This is a genomic window from Microbacterium sp. JAI119 (genome assembly GCF_013410135.1).
Lineage (GTDB): Bacteria > Actinomycetota > Actinomycetes > Actinomycetales > Microbacteriaceae > Microbacterium > Microbacterium oxydans.
Genome location: NZ_JACCCK010000001.1, coordinates 315,368 through 341,642 on the forward strand (window position 1 = coordinate 315,368; position 26,275 = coordinate 341,642).

20 protein-coding genes are annotated in these 26,275 nt (G+C 68.8%); 13 read left to right on the top strand and 7 right to left on the bottom strand.

Annotated elements, in window-relative coordinates; translation table 11 throughout:
- Window positions 1-9 precede the first annotated feature (9 nt).
- The gene (locus HDC31_RS01420) at window positions 10-6,306 is read left to right on the top strand and encodes an RHS repeat domain-containing protein (protein ID WP_179515750.1); all 6,297 of its coding nucleotides are present in this window, start codon (window positions 10-12) and stop codon (window positions 6,304-6,306) included.
- 26 nt (window positions 6,307-6,332) lie between these two features.
- Window positions 6,333-6,764 (top strand): hypothetical protein, encoded by a 432-nt coding sequence (locus HDC31_RS01425; protein ID WP_113681428.1) that lies wholly within the window; start codon window positions 6,333-6,335, stop codon window positions 6,762-6,764.
- A gap of 270 nt (window positions 6,765-7,034) precedes the next feature.
- Here the strand turns inward: HDC31_RS01425 and HDC31_RS20415 are convergent, their stop codons facing one another.
- From HDC31_RS20415 to HDC31_RS01440, 3 genes are all read right to left on the bottom strand, one after another.
- A complete protein-coding gene (locus tag HDC31_RS20415; protein ID WP_113681429.1) occupies window positions 7,035-9,920 on the bottom strand; it encodes a LamG-like jellyroll fold domain-containing protein in 2,886 nt (961 codons plus the stop codon).
- A 93-nt stretch (window positions 9,921-10,013) separates the two neighbouring features.
- Window positions 10,014-10,823, bottom strand: a complete 810-nt coding sequence (locus tag HDC31_RS01435) for a Cof-type HAD-IIB family hydrolase (protein WP_179515751.1) — start codon at window positions 10,821-10,823, stop codon at window positions 10,014-10,016.
- A gap of 11 nt (window positions 10,824-10,834) precedes the next feature.
- Window positions 10,835-11,695: an exodeoxyribonuclease III gene (locus HDC31_RS01440; RefSeq protein ID WP_046746375.1), complete on the bottom strand. Its 861-nt coding sequence runs from the start codon at window positions 11,693-11,695 to the stop codon at window positions 10,835-10,837.
- 197 nt (window positions 11,696-11,892) lie between these two features.
- Between HDC31_RS01440 and pyrE the strand changes: the two genes are divergently transcribed.
- Complete coding sequence (gene pyrE, locus HDC31_RS01445) at window positions 11,893-12,453, top strand: orotate phosphoribosyltransferase (RefSeq protein WP_082108509.1); 561 nt, start codon at window positions 11,893-11,895, stop codon at window positions 12,451-12,453.
- On the top strand, window positions 12,450-13,352 hold the full coding sequence (locus HDC31_RS01450; protein WP_046746377.1) for an ROK family protein: 903 nt from the start codon (window positions 12,450-12,452) through the stop codon (window positions 13,350-13,352). Before pyrE ends, HDC31_RS01450 begins: the two co-directional genes overlap by 4 nt.
- A 57-nt stretch (window positions 13,353-13,409) precedes the next feature.
- Here HDC31_RS01450 and HDC31_RS01455 read toward each other — a convergent pair whose 3' ends face one another.
- The 4 genes from HDC31_RS01455 to HDC31_RS01470 all read right to left on the bottom strand — a co-directional run bounded on the left by HDC31_RS01455 (window position 13,410) and on the right by HDC31_RS01470 (window position 16,045).
- A complete protein-coding gene (locus HDC31_RS01455) occupies window positions 13,410-13,646 on the bottom strand; it encodes a hypothetical protein (RefSeq protein WP_113681204.1) in 237 nt (78 codons plus the stop codon).
- Window positions 13,647-13,650: 4 nt separating this feature from the next.
- On the bottom strand, window positions 13,651-13,878 hold the full coding sequence (locus HDC31_RS01460; RefSeq protein WP_113681205.1) for a hypothetical protein: 228 nt from the start codon (window positions 13,876-13,878) through the stop codon (window positions 13,651-13,653).
- 119 nt (window positions 13,879-13,997) lie between these two features.
- Window positions 13,998-15,146 carry a sugar MFS transporter gene (locus tag HDC31_RS01465; protein ID WP_179515752.1) on the bottom strand — a complete coding sequence of 383 codons (1,149 nt, stop codon included), beginning with the start codon at window positions 15,144-15,146 and terminating at the stop codon, window positions 13,998-14,000.
- Window positions 15,143-16,045: a MurR/RpiR family transcriptional regulator gene (locus tag HDC31_RS01470; RefSeq protein WP_058631721.1), complete on the bottom strand. Its 903-nt coding sequence runs from the start codon at window positions 16,043-16,045 to the stop codon at window positions 15,143-15,145. Before HDC31_RS01470 ends, HDC31_RS01465 begins: the two co-directional genes overlap by 4 nt.
- Before the next feature lie 164 nt (window positions 16,046-16,209).
- On the opposite strand from HDC31_RS01470, the gene HDC31_RS01475 reads away from it, so the two are divergent.
- The 9 genes from HDC31_RS01475 (at window position 16,210) to HDC31_RS01515 (ending at window position 26,249) form a co-directional block, all read left to right on the top strand.
- Window positions 16,210-17,757: an ABC transporter substrate-binding protein gene (locus tag HDC31_RS01475; protein WP_113682004.1), complete on the top strand. Its 1,548-nt coding sequence runs from the start codon at window positions 16,210-16,212 to the stop codon at window positions 17,755-17,757.
- Between the two features lie 66 nt (window positions 17,758-17,823).
- Window positions 17,824-18,795 (top strand): ABC transporter permease, encoded by a 972-nt coding sequence (locus HDC31_RS01480; RefSeq protein WP_046747453.1) that lies wholly within the window; start codon window positions 17,824-17,826, stop codon window positions 18,793-18,795.
- Complete coding sequence (locus HDC31_RS01485) at window positions 18,792-19,679, top strand: ABC transporter permease (protein ID WP_058631719.1); 888 nt, start codon at window positions 18,792-18,794, stop codon at window positions 19,677-19,679. The genes HDC31_RS01480 and HDC31_RS01485 overlap by 4 nt, the downstream gene beginning before the upstream one ends.
- Window positions 19,676-20,581 (top strand): N-acetylmuramic acid 6-phosphate etherase, encoded by a 906-nt coding sequence (murQ, locus tag HDC31_RS01490; protein WP_113682005.1) that lies wholly within the window; start codon window positions 19,676-19,678, stop codon window positions 20,579-20,581. The genes HDC31_RS01485 and murQ overlap by 4 nt, the downstream gene beginning before the upstream one ends.
- Entirely contained in the window at window positions 20,581-21,771 is a 1,191-nt protein-coding gene (locus HDC31_RS01495) for an anhydro-N-acetylmuramic acid kinase (RefSeq protein WP_141368362.1), read from the top strand. The genes murQ and HDC31_RS01495 overlap by 1 nt, the downstream gene beginning before the upstream one ends.
- Complete coding sequence (locus tag HDC31_RS01500) at window positions 21,768-22,316, top strand: GNAT family N-acetyltransferase (RefSeq protein WP_179515753.1); 549 nt, start codon at window positions 21,768-21,770, stop codon at window positions 22,314-22,316. The genes HDC31_RS01495 and HDC31_RS01500 overlap by 4 nt, the downstream gene beginning before the upstream one ends.
- Window positions 22,313-23,500: an enolase C-terminal domain-like protein gene (locus tag HDC31_RS01505; protein ID WP_179515754.1), complete on the top strand. Its 1,188-nt coding sequence runs from the start codon at window positions 22,313-22,315 to the stop codon at window positions 23,498-23,500. Before HDC31_RS01500 ends, HDC31_RS01505 begins: the two co-directional genes overlap by 4 nt.
- Entirely contained in the window at window positions 23,497-24,624 is a 1,128-nt protein-coding gene (locus HDC31_RS01510) for a serine hydrolase (RefSeq protein ID WP_179515755.1), read from the top strand. Before HDC31_RS01505 ends, HDC31_RS01510 begins: the two co-directional genes overlap by 4 nt.
- Window positions 24,621-26,249, top strand: coding sequence for an ABC transporter ATP-binding protein (locus HDC31_RS01515; RefSeq protein ID WP_061015772.1), 1,629 nt, complete (start codon window positions 24,621-24,623; stop codon window positions 26,247-26,249). The genes HDC31_RS01510 and HDC31_RS01515 overlap by 4 nt, the downstream gene beginning before the upstream one ends.
- Window positions 26,250-26,275: the final 26 nt, after the last annotated feature.

Sequence of the window (26,275 nt, forward strand, 5' to 3'; positions counted from 1 at the left end):
AGACTGACCATGGCGCGTCGGAGCACCCGCACGATTCTTGCTGTTCTCACCACCTCGGTGCTCGCGTGTGGAGTGCTGGTCGCGGCTCCGGGAGCAGCCTTCGCCGAGTCGCCGACACCGACCGTCGAGACCCCGGTCTTCGGCGATCCGGTACCGGGTTCGACGGTCAGCGAGGCGGATGCGGGCGCCGACCCGCTCTCGTCGGTGAACTCGGCCACTCCGGATGCCATGGAGATCCCGTCGCTGGAGAGCACCGACATCGTTCTCGAGCAGTCGGATCTGGAGGGCGTCACGACCGACGCGGCGGAAGGCGCGGAGGGGGCTGCGCCGGCGACGGTGGCCGGGGAGTGGAAGCCGCTCGGCGATACCGGCCTCGCCCTCGCACCCGCGTCCGGCGTCGGGGCGGCGGAGAAGGAGAACGCAGCCGAGAACGATGCCGAGAACGCGGAGGGGGAGGAAGACGACGCGGCGTCGCAGAGCCCGTCCGTGGTCGTGGAGATCCTCGACGAGAAGGCGGCGGCCAAGAAGGGGCTCGACGGCATCGTCGTCTCTCTGGCGCAGCAGGACGCGGAGGAAGAAGGGGAGCCGGTCGCGGTGCGGATGCCTCAGCAGCTGCTCGCCGGTGCCTATGGCGGCGACTTCGCGAGTCGCCTGGAGTGGGTGCAGGTGCCCGCGTCGACGAAGCCGGAGGACGTGTCGGAGAAGGCCGTCCCCGTGGCGACCGCGGCGACGGACGAGGGGCTGGTGCTCACACCGAAGGTCTCGAAAGAGCCGATGATGCTCGCGGCGGTGTCGGGCGCGAGCAGCGCGAACGGCACGGGCTCGTATGCGGCCACACCGTTGAAGTCGTCGTCGACGTGGGACGTCGCAGAGCAGACCGGCGCGTTCACGTGGAACTACGACATGGCCGTCCCCGCTCCCGGTGCGGGGCCGACGCCGTCGGTGGGCCTGTCATACAACTCGCAGTCGGTGGATGGGCTCACAGCATCGACGAACAACCAGCCGTCGGTGGTGGGTGAGGGATGGGACCTCACCGCCGCCGGGTTCATCGAGCGCAGCTATATCCCGTGCGCGAAGGATGACGGTGCCAGTGGTGCGGTCACGACATCCGGCGACCTGTGCTGGAGAACCGACAACGCCACGGTATCGATGGCCGGGCGGTCGGGCGCGCTCATCAAGGACACGGCCAGCGGTGTCTGGAAGCTGCAGAACGATGACGGCACCCGCTTCGAGCGCCTTGTCGGTGCCGCGCAGGGCTGTGCGGCGAACGGAACGGTGAACAACGAGTGCTGGCGGATGACAACGACCGACGGCACCCAGTACTACTTCGGTCTCAATCAGCTCCCCGGGTGGTCCGCGGGCAAGGCGACGACGAACTCGACCTGGACGGTGCCGGTGTTCGGCAACGATGCGGGGGAGCCGTGTCATGCCTCGACGTTCGCGGCGTCTTCCTGCTCGCAGGCGTGGCGGTGGAACCTGGACTACGTCGTCGACGTGCACGGCAATGCGCAGACGATGTACTACACGGCGGAGACGAACAAGTATGCCAAGGGCGGTTCGGGAGCGACCGCGTACCAGCGTGGCGGTGCCCTCACGCGCATCGAGTACGGGCTGCGGGCCACGGACCTCTTCGCATCGAAGGCCGCGGGGTACCGCGTTCTCTTCAGCTACGACGGGAAGGGCCGATGCAACGATGCCACCGGGTCATCGTGCACGGCTGCGGCCCTCGACAGCGCGGTGATGCCGGCGAATCCGGCCAAGTATCCCGACGTGCCGTTCGACCAGCTGTGCACCGGAACCTCGTGCAGTGCTTCGCAGATCGCACCCTCGTTCTTCACGAACGCGAGCCTCGTGAAGGTGGAGTCGCAGGCGAAGGTCTCGGGCGAGTACTCGACCGTCGACTCCTGGGCGCTCGGGCACTCGTACCCTGATCCCGGCGACGGGACATCGGCCGCGCTCTGGCTCACGCAGGTGCAGCGGACGGGCACAGCGGCAGGGCAAGCGGCGATCGTGGAGCCGGCGACGGTGTTCTCCGGCGTCACGATGCAGAACCGGGTGTGGGTCGTCGATGGTCTGGCCCCGCTCGACAAGTGGCGGTTGAGCTCGATCAAGACGAGTCTCGGCGGCGTGATCAGCGTGAATTACCAGGGCCAGCAGTGCACGCCGGCTCAGGCTGCAGGAATCCTCGGCGACCTGCCGAACAACACGAACTGGTGCTTCCCGGAGTGGTGGGTGCCGCAGTCGACCATCCCGCTCGGCGGACGGCAGGACCTGTTCCACAAGTACCCGGTCTCCTCGATCCTCGTCAACGGTGTGACGGGGGGCCCGCTGAGCCAAGTGCAGCAGACGCAGTACTTCTACGGCACGCCGAAGTGGCGGTACAACGATTCGCCCCTGACAGTGGCGAACTCGCGCACGTGGAACGTGTTCGCGGGGGTGAACACCGTGGAGGTGCGTGAGGGCGACCCGGCCGTACCCGCGGCCCAGAAGGTGTCGAAGTACACGTACTACCAGGGCATGAACGGAGACAGGGCGGCTGCCGGCGGAGGCACGAAGACGGTGAACGTCACCGGCACCAGCATCCCGGACGACCGCTGGTTCGCCGGACAGCCGTATCAGCAGCAGACGTTCAACGGTGTCGGCGGAGCTCTGGTGTCGACGCAGGTCAGCACGCCGTGGGCCTCGAACGTCACCTCCAACGACGGCGCGCGGCAGGCGCGGATGGGTGGCGTGCAGAAGACAGTCGTCACCGAGCCACTGTCGACCGGTGGCAACCGCACGCTCGAGACCCGTACGACGTTCGACGGAACCTACGGCTATCCGTTGACGGTGTCGACGGTCCCGTCGGATGCCACGGGCAAGTGCGTCACGACGACTTACGCCGCGGCGAACACCTCCGCCTGGATCATCGGTCTCCCGAGCGAGGTGCGCACGGTCAACGCCGCGTGTGACGGCGTGGCCGGCGCGCAGTTCCCGCGCGACCTGGTCAGCGACGTGAAGACCAGCTACGACGGCCTGGCCTGGGGCGCGGCGGCAACGAAGGGGCTGCCGACGTCCGTGCAGGTGGTGGACAAGTACGACAACGGTCAGCCGCATTGGGTCACGAAGGAGTCGTCGACCTATGACTCCCTCGGACGCCTGCTCACGAAGACGGATCCGCTGGGGCGTACGACGTCGACGGCCTACACTCCGGCGACGGCCCTACCTCTGCTGTCCACGACCGAGACGAACGCGGCGCCGTTCTCCTGGCAGACGGTGACGACGCTCGAGCCGACGACCGGCGCGAAGACGAAGATCGTCGACCCGAACGGCTCGATCACGACGATCGCGATCGACGGTCTCGGGCGGTCCACGAAGGTCTGGCTGCCGCTGCAACCCCAGGCCGCGAATCCCGCGGCGCCGTCGATGTCGTTCTCCTACACGCTGTCGCAGACCGCCCCGAATGCGATCAAGACAGACACCCTGACCGGTGGCGGCATCGTCTCGAGCTACCAGCTCTTCGACGGTCTCGGGCGAGAGACGCAGACCCAGAGCCTCGCCGTCGGAGGCGGCACGGTCGTGAAGACCACGAACTACGACAACCAGGGGCGACAGTACTTCGTGGACAACGACTACTGGACGGCATCCATCGCTCCGGGAACGGCGTTCTTCACTCCGGTGACGGAGAACAACATCCCCTCGCAGGTCATCACCGTGTACGATGCCGTCGGACGCGCGCTGACGTCGACCCTCAACACCACGGGGTCCGTGCACTCGCAGACGATCAACGCCTACCCTGGTGCAGATCGGGTCGACACGGTTCCGCCGGTCGGGGGCACCTCGACGAGCACGTTCACGAACTCCCTCGGGCAGAAGACCAAGCTCATCCAGTACCTCGCGGCCGGCATCACCGGCACCGGACAAACGACGACGTTCGCCTACGACGGTGGCGATCGGATGACGAAGATGACCGATCCGGCCGGCAACGACTGGATCTGGACGTTCGACCTGCTCGGCAACCGTATCGGCCAGGACGATGCCGACTCGGGAGTCGCGACGGCCACCTACGACCTCGCCGGGAACATGACCTCGACGACGGATGCTCGCGGGAAGACCGTGACGACGACCTACGATGAGCTCAACCGCAAGACGGCCTCGTATGCCGGCACATCTTCGGGCGCGATGCTCTCGTCGTGGACCTACGACACGGTCAAGAAGGGGCTCGTCACGACCTCGACCGCCTATACGGGATCGACTCCGGGCGCCCCGGGCCTTGCCTACAAGACCACAGTCGGCTCGTACGATGCGGCGGGCAATCCACTCGACACCACGCTCTCGATCCCGGCAGGGGCACCCGCGTTTGCGGGCACGAGCTACAAGACGACGCTCTACTACAACGCGGACTCGTCGTTGCTGGCGAAGCAGATGCCCGCGATGGGTGGCCTGCCGGCCGAGACGATCCGCTACAGCTACGACTCCTGGGGCAAGCTGAGCGGCGTGCGCGGCACGTCGATCATCCTCGCGAACACCGTGTACTCGCCGATCGGGCAACTGTCGCAGTTCAACCGGGTCAACGGCTCCACGAGCACCGCGTACTCGACCTACGGCTATGACGCCGCGACGGGGGCGGTGCTGTCGATCAAGGACAACGCGGTGTTCGGCGATCTGGGGCACTATGTGGCCGACCGGGCATATACCCGCGACGCGGTCGGCAATGTCACGTCGGCGACGATGAGCTCTGTGCTGCCGACGGCGGGGACGCAGAAGGCCTGCTACGCGTATGACTCGCTGCGCCAGCTGAAGTCGGCGTGGACTCCGAACGCATCGACGGGGTGCGGGGCCACACCGTCGGCGAGCGGGATGGGTGGCCTCGAGCCGTACTGGCATGAGTACACGTACGACAACGCCACCGGGAACCGCACGGGGCTCGTGAAGCGTTCCTCGATGGGGACGGCCACGACCGCGACCTACACCTACGCGGCAGCGGGCGGCGACCGTCCGCACGCGGTCAACGCTGTGACAGGCCCGGCCGGAGTGGGGCCGGGATCGTACTCCTACGATGCGGCAGGCAACATGACCGGACGCCCCGGCCAGACGATCACGTTCAACGACGCGGGCAAGGTCTCGAAGGTCGTGGCCGGGTCCACGACGCAGGACACGGTCTACAACGTCGACGGCAGCATCCTGCTGCGCACCAACACGACGGAAGGTTCAACGCTATTCGTCGGTGACACCGTGCTGAAGCAGGCGACGGGATCGACGGTCGTCGCGGGCGTACGGACGTACAGTGGTGCCGAGGGCAAGCCGATCGCGGAGAAGTCCGCGAAGACCGGAACCGCCGGCACAACGCTGACGTGGTTGTTCTCGAATCTGGAGGGGACGGTGGACGTGCAAACAGTGGCGAACTCGACAGGCACGACCACGCGCATGCTCCGTGATCCCTACGGTGCCCCGATCGGATCGTCCGGAGTGTGGGGTAGTGGGACCGGGTACATGAACAAGCCCGTGACCGCGTCGACGGGTCTGACCACGGTCGGTGCGCGCACCTACGACCCCGTGCTAGGGAAGTTCCTGTCCGTGGACCCTGTGATCGATACGAACCTGCCGCAGCAGAACACCGGATACACGTACTCGGGCAACAACCCCACCACGTACATGGACCCGAGCGGAATGAGGTTCGTCATCGATGGGTTCAAGCCCAAGCCCAAGTCCAAACCGGGGACAGCCTCAACCGCCTCGAATCCGGGCAACGCGGCAAGTGCGAGCGGACAGAAGTGCAAGGTGGGGGACTGGTCCTGTCGGGTGAAGGCAGCCACTCCCGAGGTGAAATGCGGCGGGGCTGGGAAAGCGCGGTCGTGCAATTCGATCGGACCGGCTGGGATCTGGTCGTACTCGTATCGTTTTGATCACCTCATCGGAACGACCAAGCAGTTCAGTGCAGAGCAAGCGATGACCGCTTTCTCGCAGAACCCGACCAAGGTCTTCCCTTTCACTGTGGAAGGCTGCCCCACGTTCAAGAACGGCGGCGAGTGCAGCCTCAAGACGGGAACGCCCCTTCTCAATCCGAACGGCGTTGTCGGAGTGACTACGACGCGGACCTCGGTGAAGTTCACGGTTCTCGACTACGGGTACTTCGATGCGCCGGGGTCGACCATCAAGTTCTCCACCTGGGAGGATAAGAAGGGAAACGTCTACTTGACGCAAACAGCCGACGGTCACGGCGCTGACTTCATCACATACGCGTCTCTCAGTTGGTTCGAAGCAGCGAAGCCGACCTGGGAACAACAGGCTTCTAACCTCTCGGCGCTCATGGAGGAATCGCGATGACGTCGAGACGGAGAGTGTTCCCTACCATGCTGTTGCTGCTTGGCGCCGTGGTGGTGACGGCCGCGATCGTCGCCCTGCTCCGCTACGGATGGGTCGGTGGTTGGGAGCCATCTCCTGTGGGGCGGGACGATGTGAGGCCGCTGCTCGGCACCTTCACAGTCTTTGCGGTCGGGGGAGTACTTGTTGCGCTGCTGTGCTGGTCTCTCGAGCGACCGATGACTGGCGGATCATCGCGAGTCAGCCGCAACCGTTTCCGGCATGTTCTCATCCCCAACGCTCTGGCGGCCGTCGTTGGTATCTTCCCGGTCTATCTGCTCGTGTGGGATTGGTCTCAGGCTTTCGCGGTCGTCGGCGGACTCGCTGTTCTCGGAAGCGTCATGTGCTTCGTCGCTCTGCTGGTCGGAGACAAGATGCAGGTCAAGACAGCCGACCCCGACAATGCGACCGAGCATCGGTGACAGTCTCTCCGGGACCGCCCTCGCCCCGGGTATCACGATGGTCTCTTACCGTGGCAAGGGTGGAACCGTCTTGTGACCCGTCCCACTTGATGGGATCCTTGTCCACCAGCAGCTTGCCAACGCGCGGACGCAGCGGCGTCTGCGGCAGCTCGTGGTCGTCGTGGCGTCAATTGTGAACGGTGTTGTGCACACGCCCTAGCCGCGTTTGCTGATTCATAGGTGAGAAGAACTCAGAGCGCCGATCTTTTCCTCCGAGAAGCGTTCTCGTGCTCAGTCGGTGAACGGCAGCTCGAAGGCGTTGAGCCGGGCGAGCTGGACGTGATTGATGACGCCGGGGACCATGACGGGGTTGGCGATGAGACCTTCGAATCGTCCTGTCATGGGGGCGGGGCCGAAGACGAGGGGTCCGCTGGCTGAGCGGTCGCCGGCTCCGTTGATGTGTGAGTTGACGGCGACCGGCGTGATCGAGTTGCCGACGAGGAGTCGGAGCTGCTTGTTCGTCGCATCCCAGATGCCGGTGAGCATCTGCCACGATCCGGGCGTCGCGGCTCCGCCGGTGGCGCAGTTGCTCGTCGGTGTCGTGCTGGCGGAGTTGACGGGGTAGTCGCCGAGGCAGAACGCGTAGGTGCCTGCACTGGTGACCTGAAGCTGGACGGAGCCGCTCGAGCCTCCTCCCTGCATCGCGATCTTCTGGGAACCTGTGGCAGGCAGATACCGGGTCTTCACCCACACGCTGAACGTGAAGCTGTTCATCGCGTTCACGGCGGGATACATCGTGCTCACCTCCATGGCGCTTCCCCCGGCGGTCGACAGCACCGGGGTCTCGATGGGCGGGTCGGGCAGATCCGTCGAGGTGGTGGAGCTGGTCTCGGGTATCAGCAGGTCGATGCCATCAGCGCCGATCCACGGGTTGGAGTCCGGGATCGTGTTCGGCAGCGGGGTGGACATCTGCGTGACCTGCCACGCGTGTCCCGCGTCGAGGTTCGCCGCAGCAGCGGGGGTTCCGGTGTTGCCGCCAGGGTAGAGCGGCCGGCCGACCGCGGCGGACTGATTACCTGCCTTGTCGTAGGCCGACACCCAGACGGTGGACAGTGCGTCCGTCGGCGCGACGGTCAGAGTGGTCGCTCCGGACGGGGCTTTGCATGCCCAGCGCACGTTTCGGGTGATCGCGGTGGCGCAGTCGGGGAGCGCGGCCGCGATGGAGACCGTCCCGTCGGCGGGTACGGGCGGGGCGGGCGCGACGAGCTGGGTGGGAGTCACCCAATAGACGTATCCGGCGACGTCGGCCGCCCCGGTCACGGCCAGGTTGAGGCCCGTCCCGACGGTGTAGGAGGCGTTGGTCGGCGTGGTGACGGTGGGAGTGGCCGGCTTCGTCTTGTCGACGGTGAAGTAGCACCAGGCTGTCGGGGCGACGCCGTTGCTGCGGTGATCGCTGCCCCAGGCGCGCCACGCGTATGTCTCACCATCGGTCAGTGTGGTGAACGTGACCGACTTGTACCCCTGCGCACCGAGCCCTCCGGGCTTGTCCTGAACGGCAGCGTTCAGGTTGGAAGCCTTCATGAGGTGGAAGTTGGTGTCGACATTGCCGGGGTCGGGGTCGGTCTGGTGCACGCGAACGGTGACGTCGCTCTGCCCGATCGGGGTGGGGGCCGCGGCGGTTCCGCACTGTCGGCTCGGCGACGTGAAGACCGGGTCGGTCGGGGCGTTGGGGCGTGTGTTGTAAGACACGGTCAAGGTCGCGGCGCGGCTGAAGTGGCGTCGCGAGACGACCGTCTCGTTCTGGGGCGCGAGCCCGAGCTGGAACCAGGTCTGTCCGACGTAGGCCTGAACGCCTGCCGTGACGTTCCAGCCGACGGCCTCTGGTCCGCTGCTGCACGATCCCGGGTTCTGAGTGTCCAGAACCGGTCCCCACAGCGAGTGGTTCTGCTGGTTCCACGTGAACCCTCCGGCCTGTGGGCCGAAAGCACGCACCTGGACGGGGCTGTTCGGGCAGGAGGCCCATCTGATCTGCGTCGCGCCGAGCTGGGCCCCGAGGATGTCCTTGCCGGCGAGCGGGCTGATGATGAACTGGTAGAAGATGTTGCCTCGGAAGTTCTGGTACCGGCCCATGCGGAGCACATCCGACGTGCTCGCGTTGAGGTACGACTGGTCGGGATAGGCGGCGTCCGTGTACCAGGATGCCTGAGCGCCGGCCGACCAGTCGGGGTCGATGAAGATCGGGTAGGTCACGTCCTGGCCCGAGTCCTTCTCATGAGTAGCGACGGAAGCTCCGACGTCGAGCATCACGCGATCCTCACCGACGTCGTGCGTGACCGGCAGCACCGGCTCGGTCGCTCCGGGCTCGCGGAAGTCGCCTCCCGAGGAGGAATCCCACCAGAGGGGCTGCCCCGCGACGATCTGCGAACCGTCGGCCGCCTCTGCTTCGACGGAGCCGTTCTTCTTGGTGGTCAACGCGGCGTCCTGGATCACGACATGAAGATCGTCGAGCGCCGCCGACCGCGCGGCTTTCTCCGTCTTGACTACGTAGACCGATGCCTGCCCGGTCTTGGTGGCCACCATCTTCAGGTCAACGTCGGGCAGCACGTTCGCGTAGGTGGCCGTGTCGCCGTCGACAGTCGGGGCGGGGAGGGTGCCGTAGGGCCAGGTCTCGGTGACCCACTCTCCGGAGGCGGTCTGCACCTGTGCGAGTTCGTTGTTCCCGCCGGCGGAGAAGCGGACGGGTGCGGCCGACGCGATCGGTTCCCACCACCCATCCGTGCGAGCGAGTGTCGTGTCCACCGGGACCCACGTGGAATCCTGCTCCACTCTGACGGGCACTGTCGACGTCTCGTAGCGCATCGTCCCATCGGGCATCGCCACGTGCTGCTGGGTGGGGGTGATCATCCCGTCCACGGGGACGGGCTCGCCGGTCGCCTGCGCGGTGGAGATCGCCGCCGTGACCGCAGCCTGTTGGGCAGCTCGGAACGACGTGGCGGACAGGGCCTTCCCCACTCCCGGCCCCACTGCCGGGGGTGCCGCACTCGCGGAGAGCGACCCGCCGCCGAAGACGATCGCGGCAGCGCACACGCCGCCGAGGAGAGCCAGGCCTCTGCTGCGGCGGTCTCTGGCGGGAATGGATGCGGGATAGCGGGTGCGCGCGGCGCGGGGGAGCTTCACAACCGCAAACTATGGGCGTCGTCTGCCGCCCCGCAATATCGATTCACTCGATGAATCCGATTGTCAGGTATTCGCTCGACGTGCAATAGCGGCTCAGCCGAGCAGGCGCTCGATCACCCGCGCCACACCGTCCTCGTCGTTCGAGGCGGTCGTGTCGTCGGCCGCATCCTGCACCAGGGGTTCGGCGCCTGCCATCGCGACGCCGTGCCCTGCCCAGCGGAGCATCTCGACATCGTTGAGCGCATCGCCGAAGGCCACCACGTCAGCGCGGTCGATGTCGAGATGCTCGCAGAGTCGCGCGAGGCCGGTGGCCTTGGTGACGCCCTCCGCCATGACTTCGACGAACGGGGCGCCCGACAGCGTCGCCTCGAAGCCGGTGAGTCCGAGCGAGCGCAGGGTGTCGAACAGGGCGGCCGGGGCGAGCTCGGGGTGGCGGATCACGAACTTCAGGCTCGGCGCGGACAGCACCTGCTCCAGCGGGACGCCGCCCATCGTGGCGGGGTCGCGCTTGTGGTCGGAGAGGGCGGCGATCGCCGCGTAGCCGTCCTGGGCCACGAACGTCTCTCCGGCATCGCGCACACTCGCGAACAGCAGGCCGGGGATGCTCGCGCGCAGAGCTTCGGCGAGCGCGCGGATCGTCTGGGGCGGCAGCTCCTCGGCGAACAGCATCCGCCCGTCGTCGAGGCGCACGGCATAGGCGCCGTTGCTGCACAGCGCCCACCCGTCGAACCCCGCGTCCGCAGCGATGGCACGCAGGCCGAGCGGCTGGCGCGCGGTGACCGGGACCACGTGGATCCCGCGGGCTCGGGCGGCGTCGAGCGCGGCGCGGGTGCGCGGAGTGACGGCCGACGACGAATCGAGCAGGGTGCCGTCGAGATCGGTGGCGATCAGCCGCACACGCACGTGATCGGCCCTCAGGAGAAGATCATCGGCATGTCGTCGTCGTCATCGGCGCCGCCCGTCCCAAGACGACGGCTGTCGAGGTCGACGACCACCGGGACATGGTCGCTGGGCTGCTCGCCCTTGCGCTCGTCGCGGTGGATGGACGCGCCCTGCACGGCCTCGGCCAGCGTGCGCGAACCGAGCACGAAGTCGATGCGCACACCCTCGTTGCGCGGGAACTTCAGGCGCTGGTAGTCCCAGTAGGTGAAGCCCTCCGGGATCAGCGGGCGTACCACGTCGGTGACCCCGGCATCCTGGAACGCGAAGAACGCGTCGCGCTCCTGCGGGGACACGTGGGTCGAACGGCCGACCACGATGTCGGGGTCGCCGTTGTCGACGTCGAACGGGATGATGTTGAAGTCGCCCACCAGCGCGAGGGGCAGATCGGGGTTCGCCGACAGCTCGGCTGCCGTCGATCTCTTCAGCTGCTCGAGCCAGTGCAGCTTGTAGAGGTAGTGCGGGTCTTCCAGCGAGCGGCCGTTCGGCACGTACAGGCTCCACACCCGCACGCCGTCGACCATCACTCCGAGCGCACGTGCTTCGAGCGGCGCATCCGGCCCCTCATGCCCCTTCGCGAAGCCCGGCATTCCGTCGAACGAGGTGCGCACGTCGGTGACCGGGAGGCGGCTCGCGATCGCCACGCCGTTCCACTGGTTCAGCCCGTGCACCTCGACGTGGTACCCGGCCTCCTCGAACGGTCCGTAGGGGAACTGCTCCGGCTTGCACTTGATCTCCTGCATCGCCAGCACGTCGATGTCCTCGCGGACGGCGAACTCGACGGTGCGGGTGACGCGGGTGCGGATGGAGTTGACGTTCCAGGTGGCCAAGCGCATGCGTCAAGCCTAGTTGCGGGATCCGACACCCGAGCCCGCACTGGGTCCGTCGCCCGCGACCTGTGTGGCGGCCACCTGCATGGCCACCACCTGCATGGCCACCGAACGGATGCATGAGCCGCATGGCCGGACGTTCATGCATGCGGTCAAACCTCATGCATCCGCGCAGTGCGCCCCAGGCTCCTACACTGGATGCCGTGACCGCACTCGACGCAGACCGCCAGACGCTCCTCGACCTCATCAAGGACGAGGCGGTGTTCCACGGCGACTTCACCCTTTCCAGCGGCAAGAAGGCGACGTACTACGTCGACATGCGAAAGCTCACGCTGGACCACCGCGCCGCTCCCGCGATCGGTCGCATCATGCTCGACCTGATCGGCGACCTCGACGTCGTGGCCGTCGGTGGCCTCACGCTCGGTGCCGATCCGATCGCGAACTCGGTGCTGCACGCTTCGGTCGCAACCGACACCCCGCTCGACGCGTTCGTCGTGCGCAAGGAGCCCAAGGACCATGGGCGCGGCCGCCAGATCGAAGGCGCCGACGTCAAGGGCAAGCGTGTCGTCGTGCTCGAAGACACCTCGACCACGGGGCAGTCGGCGCTCAAGGCCGTCGAGGCCCTCCGCAAGGAAGGCGCAGAGATCGTTGCCGTTGCCGTGATCGTCGACCGCAAGACCGGGGCGCAGGCCGCGATCGAAGCCGAGGGCCTCGAGTGGCGCGCCGCCTTCGACCTCGACGACCTCGGACTCGACCCGCAGTGACGCGCTACGCCCTGGCCGTCGACGTCGGCGGAACGAAGATGGAAGCCGCGCTCGTCGGCGAAGACGGCCGGCTCGTCGAGGGAAGCCGGAGTCGACAGGCGACGGGTCGCGAAGCCACTCTCGATTCACTCGATGCGTCGGTGGTCGCGATCGTCGAGCACGCGCTGGCGGCTCTACCCGCGGACGCCGAACTCGTCGGGGCCGGCGTCGGCAGCGCCGGACCGATCGACCGCACGGTCGGGGCGATCATGCCCGTGAACATGCCCCTGGCACGCGGGTTCCGTCTCGAGGACTCGGTGCGCGCGGCGGCGTCCACGGTGCTGGGGCGCGACGTGCGCACTCTGCTCGGTCACGACGGCGGTGCGCTCGCCCTCGCCGAATCCTGGCTCGGGGCCACGCAGGGCGCCGGTGCCTCGCTGTCGATCGTCGTCTCGACCGGTGTCGGCGGCGGGTTCGTCGCGAACGGCGCCTATATCCCCGGGGCCACCGGCAACGCCGGCCACCTGGGTCAGGTGCGTCGCGAGGGTGGTCTGACCCTGGAGGAGATCGCCTCCGGGCCGGCGAGCGCCGCCTGGGCGCAGACGCAGGGCTGGAGCGGTGCCACCGGGGAGGATCTGGCCCGTGACGCAGCCGCCGGAGACACTGTCGCTCGTGCGGCGATCGAGCGCTCCGCCCGCGAAGTAGGCGGTGCGTTGGCGGATGCCGCGACCCTCGTCGACCTCGACGTCGTCGCGATCGGCGGCGGATTCTCGCGGGTGTCCGAGGACTACATCGACCTCGTGCAGACAGCGCTCACTGCCAGCGCGGCGCACGAATACTCGCGGCGCGCCCGAGTCGTGCGCTCTGGGCTGGGCGACGAGGGGCCGCTCATCGGCGCCGCCGCGCTCGTGCTGCGGTAGCCGCCGCCCTCGTGCTGCTGTAGCTCCCTCCGACTGCGCAGCTCAGCTCAGCTCAGCTCAGCGGTGGGCGCTGAGCAGGTGCCGGGGTGGCCCTTCGAGGCGGGCCACGGAGATCTTGAGATCGGTGACGTCGGCGGCAACGGCGTCGATGCGGGTGCTGAGCTTCTCCTCGACGGCGTCGATACGGTCGTCGATGCGGCGGACCATCCAGGCGCCCGCGGCGAACAGGCTCGTACCGAGGGTGAGCACGACGCCGATCGCGCTGAGGACGATGGTGACGGTCTCCGTGCTCACTGTCTCATCCTCGTCCCGCGGTGAGCAGGTGCCGGGGTGGCCCTTCGAGGCGGGCCACGGAGATCTTGAGATCGGTGACGTCGGCGGCGACGGCGTCGATGCGGGTGCTGAGCTTCTCGTCGACGGCGTCGATGCGGCGGACCATCCAGGCGGCGCCGACGAACATGCTCGTGCCGAGCGTCACCACGACGCCGACGGCGCTCATGATGGTCGCGAGGGTCTCCGTGGACACGCGTGCTCTCCTTGCTCGGCCGGGTACATCGACGACGTTACGCCGCTCATCCCGGTGTGCGCGCCGGTATTCCAGCATCTGTGAAGATGTCGCGGAGGTTGCGCGATGTGGAGAAGAGGTCAGTGCGCCGCAGGCGTCTTCCGCGGTGCCCGGCCGGCGACGAGCATCAGCACCGGCACCAGCGCGCACAGCACCGCCGACACGAAGAACGTCGCGCTCGACGCGGGGTCGCGTCCGATCGGGAGGATCGCCGTCGGCACGAACGTGCCGCCGACGGCGCCGCATGCGACGAGAGCACCGGTCACGGCGGCGCTGCGAGCGGGATCGAGGCGGTCGAGCGCGAGGCCGACGATGAGCCCGTAGCTGGGGGCCAGCAGCACGACCACCACAGCCAGCGCGATGAGCGCGCCCCCGGCGGCGGACTCCACCAGCATCCCGGTGACGGCCATCAGCACCGCAGCGGTGCTCGTCGCGGCGACCAGGATCACCACCGGCGACACCGCGAGTCGGCGCAGGGTGGCGGCACCGAAGCGCCCGATCGCCATGAGCGCCCAGAACGCCGAGGTCCCCAGGGCCGCCACACCGGGGTCGAGCGCGAGCGTCCGTGCCGGGATCACGGCCGACCACCCCGAGAGCACGGTCTCCACGCCGACGTAGAGCGGCAGCGCCACCGCGAACGGGAGCAGCGCGAGCAGGCCACGCGCATCGCGATGGGTCGGCTTCTCGGAGCGCGTGAAGGCGGTCGCCGGCCCTGTGAGCATCACGACGGTCAGGAGGGGTACGAGTGCCAGCACTCCGAGCACCGGCCGGATGTCGGATCCGGCGGCGACAAGCAGTGGCGTGACGGCCGCGCTCACGGCGACCGTGCCGAGGAGGGCGCTGAGCAGACCCGTCGCGCTGCCGACCGCCGCGGACTTCGCCGCCACGGATCCCGAGGCCTCCACCAGCCCGAAGCCGAACCCGGCGACGGCGGCTGCGGTGATGAACACCGTCGGCGTGCCGGCCAGCGCCACCACGACGATGGCAGCGGCCTGGAGCGCGCTGCCGAACATCAGAGCGCTGCGCGGCGGCCGGTGCATCAGCAACGGCCCGGACACCAGCACTCCGACGAGGAGCCCGGCGAACAGTGCGGGCACCGCGACGCTGAGGTCGGCCGCCATCGCCCGTTCGGCGGAAGGCAGGATCGCCGGCAGGAAGGCGGCCGTGACGCCGAGTCCCGCGAAGGCGGTGAACAGCCCGGCCCGTGCGCGTCGGGCGTCGTCGATCACGCCCCGGTCGTCCGCACGCGGTGCACGGCGGCGAAGGTGTCGCGCAGCGCCTCCATCGAGCGATCGTAGTTCGACTGGGCGACACCGATGAAGATGCAGTCGACCACCATCAGCTGGGCGATCCTGCTGCCGAGAGCTCCGGAGCGGAAGCCGGTCTCGCGCGCGGCGGTCGTGAGCACGATGTCGGCCTGATCGGCCAGCGGAGCGCCGGCGTGGTTGGTGATCGCGATGGTGGTCGCTCCCGCCTGACGGGCCAGCAGCAGGAACTCGATGGTGTCGGTCGTGGCACCGGTGTGGGAGACCGCGATCGCGACGTTGCCCGGCCCGAGCGTCGCCGCCGAGGTCCAGGCGGCATGCGGGTCAGACCACTCCAGAGCGGTGCGCCCGATGCGGGTGAGCTTGCGCTGCAGGTCGAGCCCCACGATGGAGCTGGCGCCGACACCGAAGATGTCGACCCTGGTCGACGAGGTGATGGCGTCGACGGATGCGCGCAGCGATTCGGTGTCGAGCACCTTGGCGGTGTCGGCGAGGGAGAGGGTCTCGGCGAGAGAGACCTTCGCGACGATGTCGGTCAGGGTGTCGTTGCGATCGATGTCTCCGGAGACGGCGGGCAGCGCGGCCGTGTCGAAGGTCTCGCGCTCGACGTCGCGCAGCACGTGATTGCGGAGTTCCCGCACGTGCTCGTAGCCGAGGCGCTTGCAGAACCGGACGACCGAGGTGGTGGACGTGTCGCAGCGCTGGGCGAGCTCGGCGACCGAGAGGCCCGCGGTTCCCGCGGGGTCGGAGAGGAAGAGATCGGCGATGCGCTGCTCGCTCGGACGCAACTCGGGGCGGATCGCCCGCATGCGGACGAGCACGGGGTGTGCGCCGGCTTCGTCGCGGGCGGCTTCATGAGGCATGGGGTCTCCGATCACTGTTCATAACAGTAGAGGAACTTCTGTTACATCTGTAGTGACGTTCGTGTACTTTTGGTACCAACCAAGACCGACGACGTTCACGGGGCGGCAGGCAACAGCGCCTGACCCGACGCCACGGCGGCCGTCACACTCAGGAGGATCCAGCAATGAGCACAGCACGCTGGGCGTCACTCGGCGCTCTCACGGCGACGGGCCTCGCCTTCGCCCTCGTCATCACCGGGTGCTCCGCACCCGCATCCGACCCGAAGCCCTCAGAAGGCGCTGCCGGAGGCGACCTCGTCATCGGCGTCACCAGCGACCCCGACACCCTGTTCCCCTGGAAAGCCACCCAGTTCCAGGCCGTCAACGTGCTGCAGAACCTCTACGGCACGCTGACCGAGTTCGACGAGGACCTGAACGTGGTTCCCGGCCTCGCCGAGTCGTGGGACGTCTCCGAAGACGGCCTCACCCTGACCTTCCACCTGCGCGAGGGCGTCACGTTCGCCGACGGCAGCACGTTCGGTTCGGAAGACGTGAAGTACTCGCTCGATGCGATCGCGGCCGAGGCCACGGCTGCCGTCGCGCGCAGCTCTCTCGCCTCCGTCACCGCGGTCGAGGCCACGGACGAGAACACCGTCACCCTCACGCTCAGCGCTCCGGACGCCGCCCTGCCCGCCAACCTCGCCGTGATCAACATGGCGATGCTGTCCTCGGACGACACCGAGGAGGGTCTGAACACCACGCCCAACGGCACCGGGCCCTTCATCCTGGATGACCGCAAGGCGAGCCAGTCGCTCACGCTCGCCAAGAACGAGGACTACTGGGGTGACGCCGCACTGCTCGACACCGTCGAGTTCCGCGTGATCCCCGACGAGTCGTCGATCGTCTCGGCGATGCAGTCCGGCAATGTGCAGCTGGCCGTGTTCGACGACCCGCTCGTCGCACAGACCGCCGAGGGCGCCAACGTCGAGGTCGCCACGACCCCGCAGCTGAGCTACCACGCCCTGCAGCTGAACGCGCAGCGCGGCGACCTCGCCGACGTGAACGTGCGCCTCGCCATCCAGTGCGCGATCGACCGCCAGGAGGTGCTCGACACCGCGGCCCTCGGCGAGGGCGAGGTCACCGGCCCCATCACCTCTCCCGCATACAAGTCCGACCCCGATGCACGCCCCTGCCCGGAGCGCGACCTCGACAAGGCCGCCGAGTACCTGAAGAAGGCGGGCAAGGAGGACGGCGTCACCATCAAGACGATCGTCTCCCAGGGCGAGTACGCCACCTCGGTGAACGAGGCGCAGAACCTGAAGGCGCAGTTGGCCGACGCCGACATCACCCTCGACCTCGAGGTGCTCGAGTCCGGTGCGTTCGTCGACCGCTGGATCGCGGCCGACTTCGATGCCGCGGTCGCCCTCAACGGCGGTCGTCCCGACCCCGACGGCATGTACGGCCGCTACTTCACCAGCACCGGAAACCTGAACAAGGTCGCCGGCTACTCCTCGCCCGAGCTCGACGCGCTGTTCGCGGAGGGACGCCAGACGGCCGACCCCGACAAGCGCAAGGACATCTACGCGCAGGTCTCCGAGAACCTCGAGGACCACGCGGCGTGGATCTGGCTGTTCACGAGCTACACCTACACGGCGACCGCGTCGACCGTCGACGGCTTCGTCCCGATGGTGAACGGCTCGCTGCAGTACCTGCGGACCACCTCCATCAAGTAGCGGATCGAGGGGGCGCGGCCGCCCCGCGCCCCCTCCTTCCCCGACGACAGGCACCCACACACGCGCATGTTCAGACAGCTCCTCCGCAACAGCGTGCTGCGACGCATCCTCGCAGCCCTCGGCACGCTCCTCGGCGTCGCCATCTTCGTCTTCCTGATGCTGCGCGCCATCCCCGGCGACCAGATCAGCTCCGGCCTCGGCACCGAGGCAGCCGCGCTCACGCCCTCGCAGCGCGCCGCCCTCGAGGCGTACTACGGCCTCGACCAGCCGCTCATCGTGCAGTTCTTCTCCTGGCTCGGCAACATCTTCACGGGCAACCTCGGATTCTCCTCCCGGGCACAGACGAGCGTCCTCGACCTCACGGCTGCAGCCCTGCCCGTGACGTTCGAGCTCGCGATCATCTCGATCGTGATCGCGCTGGCCATCGGCATCCCGCTCGGCATGCTCTCCGCCTCGAAGCCCGACTCGTTCCGCGACGGCGTCGGACAGGTGGTGGGTCTCGCCGGTCTCTCGATCCCCGCGTTCCTGCTCGGCACCGCGTTGCTCGCCATCCTCGCCCAGTCGTTCGGATTCAACCCCAACGGGCAGGCGTACGCGACGCTCTTCGAGGACCCGCTGCTGAACCTGCAGCAGATGCTGCTGCCCTCGATCGTGCTCGGCTTCGGCATCGCCGCGCCGATCATGCGTACGACCCGCACCGCGGTGCTCGAGATCCGCTCCAACGACTTCATCCGCACCGCCAGGGCGAAGGGCGTGCCCCCGCGTCGACTGCAGGTGCGCCATGTGCTCGGCAATGCCCTGGTGCCGATCGTCACGATGACGGGTCTGCAGTTCGGCTACCTCCTCGGAGGTGCGGTCGTGGTGGAGCAGATCTTCTCGCTCCCCGGTATCGGACGCCAGGTGCTGCTGGGCATCCAGCAGAAGGAGTACGCGCTCGTGCAGAGCACCGTGCTCGTGATCGCCCTCGCCTTCGTCATCGTCAACCTGCTCACCGACCTGCTCTACCGGGTCATCGATCCTCGGGTGCGTGCCGCATGACCGACATCTCTCAGACTCCGACCATCGCGCCCGGCGGCGGGCGCACCATGGAGCGCGTGCGTCTCCTGCTGCGCAGCCGGAGCGGTCTCGCCGGCCTCATCATCGTCGTGCTGCTCGCGGTGCTGAGCCTCGTCTCGGCGTTCGGCCTGCTGCCGTTCGATCCGCTCGCGCAGGATCCGCCGTCCCGTCTGCAGCCGCCGTCCGCCGTGCATTGGTTCGGCACCGACCAGTTCGGCCGTGACGTGTTCTCGCGCGTCGCAGCCGGCGTCGCCAACTCGGCGCTCATCTCCGTGGTCGCCGTGGCGTTCGCGACCGTCGTCGGCACGGTCTGCGGACTCATCGCCGGGTTCTACCGCGGCTTCTCCGACGGCGCGATCACCGCGATCACCAACGTGCTGTTCGCCTTCCCGCCACTGCTGCTCGCCCTGTCGCTGGCGTCCGTCTTCGACCGCAACTGGTTCACCATCGCCGTGGCCATCGCGATCGTCTACGTGCCGATCTTCATCCGCGTCACGCGCGGACCCGTGCTGTCGCTGCGCGAGGTGGAGTACGTCAAGGCGGCCAAGAGCACGGGGCAGAGCCGCATGGCCACCATGTTCCGACACGTGCTGCCGAACATCACCTCGATCATCATCGTGCAGGTCACCCTCTCCCTCTCGTGGGCTGTGCTGACCGAGGCCTCGCTGAGCTTCCTCGGACTCGGCACGCCGCCGCCGGCGCCCTCGCTCGGGTCGATGATCTTCGAGGCGCGGACGCTCGTCACGATCGCCCCGTGGACGATGATCGCGCCGGGCGTGATCGTCGTGCTCCTCGTGGTCGGTCTGAACCTGCTCGGCGACGGCCTGCGCGACAGCCTCGACCCTCGGAACAGAGGAAAGCGATGACCATGGAGGATCTCGGCGCACTGGCCACCGAGGCCAGCGACCCCCGTTACGCGGAGCTCGACCGGATGAGCGTCGCCGAGCTCGCGCAGACCATGAACGAGGCGGATGCCACGGTGCCGGCCGCGGTGCAACGCGCTCTGCCGCAGATCGTGCCGGCGATCGAGGCGACGGCCGCCCGCATGGCGCAGGGCGGACGCCTGGTCTACGTCGGCGCAGGAACTCCCGGACGCATCGGCGTGCTCGATGCCTCCGAGTGCCCACCCACGTTCAGCACCCCGCCTGAGCTCGTGTTCGCGATCATGGCCGGCGGTCCGGGTGCGATCGTGAACCCGGTCGAGGGTGCGGAAGACGACGCGGAGGCGGGAGCTGCGGCCATCGACGCGGCGGGGATCGGTCCGCTCGACACCGTGATCGGCATCGCCTCCAGCGGACGCACGCCGTACGTGATCGCGGCAGTGCGCCGGGCACGCGAGCGCGGAGCACTCAGCATCGGCCTTTCGTGCAACGTCGACACCGCGCTGAGTGCCGCCGCCGAACACGGCATCGAGGTCGAGGTCGGTCCGGAGGTGCTCTCCGGCTCCACCCGTCTCAAGTCGGGTACCGCGCAGAAGCTCGTGCTCAACATGTTCTCGACCATCTCGATGGTCCGGAACGGCAAGGCCTACGGCAACCTGATGGTGGATGTGAAGGCCACCAACCACAAGCTGCGCGAGAGGGCGATCCGGATGGTGCAGACCATCGCGGACGTCGACCGCGACGTGGCGGTGGCGGCCCTGGAGACGGCCGCCTACGACGTGAAGCTCGCGTCGATCATGATCCGCCGCGGTGAGGACCTCGCCGCGGCCACCGCACGACTGGACGCGGCCGATGGTCGGCTGCGCACCGCACTGGAGGAGAACTGATGCGCGTCCTCGGACTGATCTCCGGCACCTCGCACGACGGGATCGATGCCGCCGTCGTCGACTTCACGACCAGCGGAGGGTTCACCGACCACGGCGTGGATCTGCGCGGGAGAGTGCTCGCGGCGACGAGCGTGCCCTACGCGCCCGAGCTGCGGGCACGGCTGATCGCGGCACTGCCGCCGGCGCAGACCACCCTTGCCGAGGTCGCCGAGCTCGACACGCTCATCGGCCAGGCGTTCGCCGAGGTCGCCGCCGACATCGCCGCAGAGGTCGGCGGCGTCGATGCGGTCTGTTCGCACGGTCAGACCGTGTACCACTGGGTCGACGGCGCCCACGCGCTCGGCACCCTGCAGATCGGTCAGCCCGCCTGGATCGCCGAGAAGGTCGGCGTGCCCGTGGTGTCCGACATCCGCATCCGCGACATCACCGCGGGCGGACACGGAGCTCCGCTGGTGTCGTTCCTGGACGAGCTGCTGCTGCGCGGCCGCGCCGGCGTCTCGGCGGCGCTGAACCTGGGTGGCATCTCGAACATGACCGTGGTGCGGCCCGACGGCCTGGTCGCCTATGACATCGGACCGGCGAACGCGCTGGTCGACGCGGTCATCGTGGAGCACGGCCTCAATCCGCTCGGCTACGACGACGACGCCGCGATCGCCCGCACCGGACAGGTCGATGAGGCGCTCCTGGCCGCGCTGCTCGACGACCCGTACTACGCGCTCACGCCGCCGAAGAGCACCGGCAAGGAGCACTTCCACCTCGGCTACGTGCACGAGCACCTGGCAGCGCAGGGCCGCGAGATCGCGGTCGCCGATGTCGTGCGCACGCTCACCGAGCTGACCGTGCGCACCGTCGCGCGCGACGTGGAAGCCGCCGGGATCGGATTCCTCGCCGTGTCAGGTGGCGGCTGCCGCAACCCGCTGATCCTCGAGGGGCTGCGCGCCGCGCTCCCCGGGACCGAGGTCGTGCTGGCGGACGAGCTGGGGGCTGCGGCCGACAGCAAGGAGGCGATCCTCCTGGCGCTGATCGGCTGGTCCACGATGCACGGCGTGCCCGCGATCGTCCCCGGCGGCACGGGAGCGCGCGAGCCCCGGATCCTCGGCACCATCACGCCGGGCGTCGGCCCGCTGCAGATGCCGGAGCCCGTCGCCGCCATCGACTCCCTCGTGCTCACGGAGGCCCCGGCATCGTGAGTCTCCAGGTGCGCCCCGCCACCCCGGATGACCTGTCCGGGGTGCTCGGCGTGTTCCTCGCCTGTTGGCGGGAGAGCTATCGCGGCGTGCTCTCGGATGCGGCGATCTATGCGATGACCGACGAGCGGGCGGAAGCGCTGTGGCGTCGGGTGCTCGCCGACCCGCGGGGCGTCGTGCTGCTGGCCGAACGCGAGGGCGAGATCGTCGGGATCACCCGCTACGCCGCCCCCACCGGTGACGCCACCACCGGTGATGACACCGCCGGTGATGACACCACCGCAGACGACGACCGTGTGGACGGGGCCGTGCACTCGCTGTACGTCTCGCCCCGAGCCCACGGCGGCGGGATCGGCGGCGCACTGCTGGCACGCGCGTCCGACGACCTGCGGGCGGCGGGGGCCGAGGCGGCGACGCTCTGGGTGTTCGCGGCCAATACCCCCTCGATCGGGTTCTACGAGTCGAAGGGCTGGCACGCAGACGGGGCCACCCGCACGCAGCCGGAGTTCGGCGAGCCGGAGCAGCGTATGCGCAAGGAGTGGGCATGAGTGCGGGATCGAACGCCGTGGTGGGTCTCCGCGTGCTCCGGGTCTCGTCGCCCCTGGTGCGCCCCTTCGTCACGGCCGTGCGCCGCACCGACCACCTCGACGTCGTGCTCGTCGAGGTCACGGATGCCGACGGTCGCCACGGATACGGGGAGGCCGCCACGAGCTGGCGTGTCACGGGGGAGAGCCCGCCGAGCGTGGCCGCTGCCGTGGCGGGGCCGCTCTCCGAGGTCGTCCTCGGCCGTCGCGCCGATGACGCAGGGATCGCAGCCGACATCGCACGGTCCGTCTGGGGCAATGCCGCCGCCCGCAGCGCGGTCGAGTGCGCCGTCGCCGACCTCGCCGCCCGGCAGCGGGGATCGTCGCTCGTCGCCGACCTCTCTCGCAGCCCCGCTGCCGTGCACAACTCCTCAAGACCGTCGCGCATCCGCACCGACATGACCTTGTCCGCGGGGGAGCCGTCGGCGTTGGCGCTGCTTTCCGAGGAGCACGTCATCGCCGGCTTCGGCTGCCTCAAGATCAAGGCCTCCGCCGCGCACGACACCGTCGCCGGACTCCGTGCCGTCCGCGCCGCGGTCGGGCCCGAGATCACGCTGCGCGTCGACGCGAACCAGGCCTGGGACGCCGAGACGGCGATCCGCATCATCCGTGCCGCAGAGGACGCGGGGCTCGGGGTCGAGCTGGTCGAGCAGCCGGTCGCCGCGCACGACCTGGACGCGCTCGCCGCCGTGACCGACGCGGTGGACACCCCGATCATGGCCGACGAGTCGGTGCGTACGGCGCGCGATGTGCGTCGGATCTCCGACCGCGGTGCCGCCGACCTCGTGAACATCAAGCTCGCCAAGACCGGCGGTCTCGCCGAGGCGCTCGCTGCCGCTGAGGCTGCGCGTGCGGCCGGGCTCGGCCTCGTGATCGGCTGCATGATGGAGTCGCACGTCGGAGTGAGCGCCGCCGCCCATCTCGCGGCCGCCGTCGCCCCGGATGTCGTGCACGATCTGGACGCGGCGTTCTGGCTGCAGAGCTCGCCGGTGACCGGCGGAGTCGCGCTGACCCGGGATGAGCTCGATCTCGGCATCGAACTCGGCATCGACCTCGGCAGGGGGAACGGCATCGGCGTCACGGGTCTCGTCGCCGAAGAGTCGGAGATCCTCCTCGACCTCTCCGCGGGAGCAGGGGTGAGTGCATGAGCGCCGACGCAGCGGTCTCCGTGGTCCTGGCCGCACCCTCCGCCCCGCGCGGCGTCGTCGCGGGTGTCATCACGGACGCCGGGCGGGATGTCGCCGCCGGCGGTCTGGCCGACCTCGCCGGGACCGCCATGACCACCGGCACCGCCTTCGACATCGCCTCGGTGTCGAAGGTCGCCGCGACCACCACCGCGGTCCTCCGGCTGGTCAGCGGCGGCGAGCTGGGCTTCGACGACCCGGTCGACCGCTTCGTCCCCGGCACCGCCTGCGCGCCCGGGACGACCGTCCGCCACCTGCTGCAGCACCGTGCCGGTCTCTGGGAGTGGCAGCCGCTGTACCTCGACCGCGAGCATGCCGGGGATCCGGCGAGGGCGATCGACGCGATCCCGCTCCGATACGCCCTCGACGAAGGTCGACACTACTCCGACCTGGGGTTCATGCTGCTCGGTCGAATCATCGCCGCGATCGCCGGACAGCCCCTGGACGCCGCAGTGCGGGAACTCGTCACCGCGCCGCTCGGTCTCGCCCGTACCGGCTACGGTCCCGTCGGTCAGCCCGTCGCCTCCTCCGCTGTCGGCGATGCCGCCGAGCGCCGGATGGTCGCGACCGGAGTGCCGTACCCCGTGCTCACCGCGGACACCGACTTCGCCTGGCGCACCGACGAGATCAGCGGTGTCGTGAACGACGGGAACTGCTTCCACGCCCTCGGTGGCGTGTCCGGGCATGCGGGGTTCTTCAGCACCGCCGACGACCTGTTGACCCTCGGTGCCGCGCTCGCCGCACCCGAACGACACCCGGAGCTCTGGGAGCCGGATGCCGTGGCCGAGCTGTTCCGAGACGGCCCCGACACCGGCCAGGCACTGGGGTGGCGCAGCGACACGGTGGCCGTCGCCGGTCGGCCCACCCGGATGCTCTGGCATCCCGGCTTCACCGGATGCGCGCTCGGGATCGTGCCGGGGACCGGTACGTCCGCGGTGCTGCTGACCAACCGACTCTTCGCCTCCGAACCCGTGCCGACCGAGACGCTGTGGCGCGCAGCGCTCCCCGCGCTCCTGCCCGGCGGCACCGACCCCGGCAACAACGCTTCTGACAACGCTTTCGACACTGAAGGAACGAGTACCCCATGAGCACCACCGAGCCCGTGCTGAGCATCAGCGGCCTCGCCGTCGCCTTCCGGACCGGTTCCGAGCTGGTCACCGCGGTCAGCGACGTCACCATCGACATCGCCGCAGGTGAGACCGTCGCGGTCGTGGGGGAGTCGGGGTCGGGCAAGTCGACCACTGCGGCCGCGGTCAACCGTCTGCTGCCGGAGAACGGCGTGATCACGGCCGGCAGCATCCGCTTCGACGGTCGTGAGCTGACCGATCTGCCCGAGAACGCGATGATCTCGCTGAGGGGCGCCGGGATCGGGCTCGTGCCGCAGGATCCGATGTCGAACCTCAACCCGCTCATGCGCGTGGGCGAGCAGATCGGCGAAGCGCTCGAGGTGCACGGGTACACGCGCGGCGACGCCACCACGGCACGGGTCGTCGAGCTGCTGGAGATGGTGGGGATCGCCGATGCCGCGCAGCGCGCGCACCAGTATCCGCACGAGTTCTCCGGCGGCATGCGTCAGCGTGTCCTGATCGCGATGGGCCTGGCCTGCAAGCCGCGCCTGCTGATCGCCGACGAGCCCACCTCCGCGCTCGACGTGACCGTGCAGCGCCGCATCCTCGACCAGCTCGATTCGCTCACCGACGAACTCGGCACTGCGGTCTTCCTGATCACGCACGACCTCGCCCTCGCCGCCGAGCGCGCCGACCGCATCGTGGTGATGTTCCGCGGTCGTGTGGTCGAGGAGGGCACCTCCGCCCAGGTGCTCGGCGCCCCGCAGCACGAGTACACCAAGCAGCTGCTCGCCGCGGCTCCGAGCCTCGCCTCGCACCGTGACGCCCTGCCGCAGCGCGAAACCTCAACGGGTACACCGTTCGTCGAGATCCGCGACCTCCGCAAGGAGTTCGCCCTGCGCGCGCCCAAGCCGGGGGAGCCCGAGACGTTCACCGCCGTCGACGGGGTCAGCTTCGAGATCCGCCGCGGCACGACGGTCTCGATCGTGGGCGAGTCGGGATCCGGCAAGTCGACCACGGCGAACATGGTGCTCGGCCTCGAGGATGCCACGTCGGGGTCGATCCTGTTCGACGGGCTCGACCTGACCACGCTCCGGCGCAAAGAGCTGTTCGCCCTGCGCCGTCGCGTGCAGCCCGTGTTCCAGAACCCCTACGCCTCGCTCGACCCGCGTTACACGGTCGAGCAGTCGATCGCCGAGCCCCTGCGCGTGCACCGCATCGGCACCGCGGCCACCCGGCACTCGCGCGTGCTCGAGCTGCTGGAGCAGGTGGCCCTGCCCGCGGCCATGGCCGAACGACTGCCGCATGAGCTCTCCGGAGGGCAGCGTCAGCGCGTGGCGATCGCCCGGGCACTCGCGCTCGAACCCGAGCTGGTGGTGCTGGACGAGGCGGTGTCGGCCCTCGACGTGCTGGTGCAGGCGCAGATCCTCGACCTGCTCGCCGACCTGCAGAAGCGGCTCGGGCTCAGCTACCTCTTCATCAGCCACGACCTCGCGGTGGTGCGCATGATCTCCGACGAGGTGCACGTCATGCAGCGCGGTGTCGTGGTCGAGAGCGGCACCCCCGAGCGCATCTTCGACGCCCCGCAGCACCCGTACACGCGAGAGCTTCTCGCCGCGATCCCCGGGGCGTCTCTGGCGTCCTGATCGCGCTCGGTCGTCGACCACCGCCG

Bases quoted from the DNA above. Each gene is read 5' to 3' on its own strand.
- HDC31_RS01480 (WP_046747453.1), top strand. From the start codon at position 17,824: ATGTTCAGACAGCTCCTCCGCAACAGCGTGCTGCGACGCATCCTCGCA.
- HDC31_RS01425 (WP_113681428.1), top strand. From the start codon at position 6,333: ATGCTGTTGCTGCTTGGCGCCGTGGTGGTGACGGCCGCGATCGTCGCC.
- HDC31_RS01440 (WP_046746375.1), bottom strand. From the start codon at position 11,695: ATGCGCTTGGCCACCTGGAACGTCAACTCCATCCGCACCCGCGTCACC.
- murQ (WP_113682005.1), top strand. From the start codon at position 19,676: ATGACCATGGAGGATCTCGGCGCACTGGCCACCGAGGCCAGCGACCCC.
- HDC31_RS01515 (WP_061015772.1), top strand. From the start codon at position 24,621: ATGAGCACCACCGAGCCCGTGCTGAGCATCAGCGGCCTCGCCGTCGCC.
- HDC31_RS01420 (WP_179515750.1), top strand. From the start codon at position 10: ATGGCGCGTCGGAGCACCCGCACGATTCTTGCTGTTCTCACCACCTCG.
- HDC31_RS01495 (WP_141368362.1), top strand. From the start codon at position 20,581: ATGCGCGTCCTCGGACTGATCTCCGGCACCTCGCACGACGGGATCGAT.
- HDC31_RS01470 (WP_058631721.1), bottom strand. From the start codon at position 16,045: ATGCCTCATGAAGCCGCCCGCGACGAAGCCGGCGCACACCCCGTGCTC.
- HDC31_RS01475 (WP_113682004.1), top strand. From the start codon at position 16,210: ATGAGCACAGCACGCTGGGCGTCACTCGGCGCTCTCACGGCGACGGGC.
- HDC31_RS01485 (WP_058631719.1), top strand. From the start codon at position 18,792: ATGACCGACATCTCTCAGACTCCGACCATCGCGCCCGGCGGCGGGCGC.
- HDC31_RS01505 (WP_179515754.1), top strand. From the start codon at position 22,313: ATGAGTGCGGGATCGAACGCCGTGGTGGGTCTCCGCGTGCTCCGGGTC.
- HDC31_RS01510 (WP_179515755.1), top strand. From the start codon at position 23,497: ATGAGCGCCGACGCAGCGGTCTCCGTGGTCCTGGCCGCACCCTCCGCC.